At 66.8% G+C, this 2,982-nt stretch carries 3 protein-coding genes and 1 pseudogene; all 4 read left to right on the top strand.

Annotated elements, in window-relative coordinates; all coding sequences use genetic code 11:
• Positions 1 to 223 (top strand): annotated as a pseudogene (locus ACH107_RS31665) (cell division protein FtsZ); the annotation flags it as partial.
• 232 nt (positions 224 to 455) lie between these two features.
• Positions 456 to 1,376: a UDP-3-O-acyl-N-acetylglucosamine deacetylase gene (lpxC, locus tag ACH107_RS31660; protein ID WP_412509611.1), complete on the top strand. Its 921-nt coding sequence runs from the start codon at positions 456 to 458 to the stop codon at positions 1,374 to 1,376.
• 112 nt (positions 1,377 to 1,488) lie between these two features.
• A complete protein-coding gene (locus ACH107_RS31655; protein WP_412509610.1) occupies positions 1,489 to 2,337 on the top strand; it encodes an outer membrane protein assembly factor BamD in 849 nt (282 codons plus the stop codon).
• A gap of 33 nt (positions 2,338 to 2,370) precedes the next feature.
• A partial coding sequence (locus tag ACH107_RS31650; protein WP_412509609.1) for an AAA family ATPase occupies positions 2,371 to 2,982 on the top strand: 612 nt, incomplete at its 3' end.

Raw genomic sequence — 2,982 nt, 5'->3', positions numbered from 1 at the left:
CGAGGCGCCCGCCGCCGAGCAACGGCCGCGCTTCGGGATCAATTCGCTGATCAACCGCATGACCGGGCACGGCCACGAAGCCGAGCAACGGCCGGGTGCACGGCCCGCGCGGCAGCAGCCGCCGGTTCAGGCCAGCGCGCAACGCAGCGCGTCGGCCGAGCCGGTCGAGGAAGAGGACGAGCAGATCGAGATCCCGGCCTTCCTGCGGCGTCAGGCGAACTGACCCGCGCGGACACCGCCCGAAAACCCGTTGGAAAGCCATCGTCGTACGGTGGCTTTCTTGTTTCCGTTCAAGCTCTTGGGCGGGCCGGCCGTGCCATTGGCGGATTTTCGCCAGCGCCCGGAATCCGATGTTTCAGAGCGTTGCAAAGATTGAGTTGAGCCGCGTTCGCTAGGAATTTAGAAATTCCCAACGCTCACGGCGGGGCCAGCCCTGCCCATGCTTGAGGATCACGTTGCAGACCACGGTGGCATCATCTGTTTCCTTCGACGGGACGGGCCTGCACTCGGGCCGGCAGGCCCGGGTAACCGTGCGGCCTGCGCCCGCCGACAGCGGGATCGTGTTCCGCCGTACCGACCCGGACGGCCGCGGGCCTGACCTGCCCGCACGCTGGGATCGCGTGGTCCAGACCCCGCTCTGCACCCGACTGGAGGGTGATGCCGGGGTGTCGATCTCGACCGTCGAACACGTGATGGCCGCTCTGATGGGCTGTGGCGTGCACAACGCGCTGGTCGAGGTGGGGGGCGCGGAAATCCCGATTCTCGACGGCAGTTCCGCGCAATTCGTGCGCGGCCTGCTGCATGTCGGCCTGCGCCGGTTGGCGCGGCCTGTTCGGGCGTTGCGGGTCCTGCGCGAGGTCGAGGCGCGGCGCGGCGCGGCGAGCGCCCGGCTGGTGCCGCACGAGACATTGATGATCGAGTTCGACATCGAGTTCGAGGACAGCGCCATCGGCGCACAGAAGAAGCTGCTGAACATGTCCAACGGCAGTTTCGTTCGCGAACTGGCCAGCAGCCGCACGTTCTGCCGCAAGTCCGACGTGGACACCATGCGCGCCAACGGGCTGGCATTGGGAGGCACGTTGGAAAACGCGGTTGTCGTCGATGGCGACCGGGTTCTGAGCCCGGGCGGATTGCGCCATCGCGACGAGGCGGTGCGCCACAAGATGCTGGACGCACTCGGCGACCTGGCGATGGCGGGTTACCCCGTCCTGGGCCACTATCAGGGCGTCCGGGCGGGACATGCGCTGACCAACGAGCTTTTGCGGACGCTTTTCGCCGACCCGTCGGCCTATGAAATCGTCGAGTGCGACGCCGCGACGGTGGCGCGCCTGCCGGGGACCGGCGTGCATTGGGACGAGATACCGCAGGTGGCCTGAGATCGGCGCCGGAAATGCGGCAAAGGCGTTTTGCCCCGAAAATTTATGTGCTAGGACCAAGGCGATCGGTGGGGTAGACCCCCGCCATGTCGCAACGAAGGTGAGATCGAGCATGACAGTCGGCAAGTCCCGGGCGAAACTGGTCGCGGCCTTCATCCTGGCGGTCGGTGCCGCGGGCTGCGGCGTGGATGGGCGCGTGGACCGCGGCGAGATCGATTTCGAGAACTTCACCGCGAAGCAGATATTCGAACGGGCCGAGTACGATCTGGCCCAGAAGAATCACGATCTGGCGGCGCGCAACTTCTCCGAGGTGGAGCGGCTCTATCCCTATTCGGAATGGGCCAAGCGCGCCGTGATCATGCAGGCCTATGCGCACCACCTCGACCGCGATTACGAGGAAAGCCGCGCCGCCGCGCAACGTTTCATCGATTTCTACCCAACGGACGAGGACGCGGCCTATGCCCAGTACCTGCTGGCGCTGAGCTATTACGACCAGATCGACGAGATCGGCCGCGACCAAGGGCTGACCTTCCAGGCGCTGCAATCGCTGCGGCAGGTCATCGAACGCTACCCCGACAGCGAATACGCGCGCTCGGCGATCCTGAAATTCGATCTCGCCTTCGACCATCTGGCGGCCAAGGAGATGGAGGTGGGGCGCTACTACCTCAAGCGCGAGCACTTCACCGCCGCGATCAACCGTTTTCGCGTGGTGGTCGAGGATTTCCAGACCACGACCCACACCGCCGAGGCGCTGCACCGTCTGGTGGAGGCGTACCTGTCCCTTGGCCTGACGGACGAGGCGCAGACCGCCGGGGCGATCCTCGGGCACAACTTCCAGGCCACCGAATGGTACGAGGACAGTTACAAGCTGTTGACCGATCAGGGCTTGCGGCTGGAGGCGGCCGGCGACAACTGGCTGCGCAAGGTCTATCGCCAGACGGTTCTGGGACGGTGGCTGTAGGGCAGGCGGGGGCACGGCCCCCGGGTTGGCGAGATGCTGCGCGCGCTTGATATCCGCGATATCCTGATCATCGACCATCTCGAACTGGCGTTCGAGCCGGGTCTCAACGTGCTGACCGGGGAAACCGGGGCGGGCAAGTCCATCCTGCTCGATTCGCTGGGCTTCGTGCTGGGCTGGCGCGGACGGGCCGAGCTGGTGCGGCAGGGCTGCAAGCAGGGCGAGGTCCTGGCGGTGTTCGACCTGCCGGGGGACCATCCGGCGCGGGTTATCCTTGAAGAGGCCGGGTTGCCCGCGGGGGATGAACTGATCCTGCGCCGGGTCAACACGCGTGACGGCCGCAAGACGGCATGGGCCAATGACCGGCGGTGTTCCGGCGAGGTCCTGCGGCGCCTGTCGGAGACACTGGTGGAGCTGCACGGCCAGCAGGATGACAAGGGGTTGCTGGACCCCAAGGCCCACCGGGCGCTGCTGGATGACTTCGGCGGGCTTGACGCGGTGCGCGACACGGTGCGCGCGGCATGGCGCGAGCTTGCCGCGGCGCGCAAGCGGCTGGCCGCGTCGGAAGCCGAACTGGCCCGCATCCGCGAGGAAGAGGAGTTCCTGCGCCACGCGGTCGCGGAGCTGGACACGCTGGACCCGCAGCCG

It is taken from the genome of Roseovarius halophilus (ex Wu et al. 2025) (assembly GCF_047086965.1).
The sequence above is the reverse complement of the archived record's forward strand: the minus strand, read 5'-3'. Positions and strand labels throughout refer to the sequence as shown.

Excerpts from the sequence above, each read along its gene's own strand:
- ACH107_RS31655 (WP_412509610.1), top strand. The coding sequence starts at position 1,489 with ATGACAGTCGGCAAGTCCCGGGCGAAACTGGTCGCGGCCTTCATCCTG.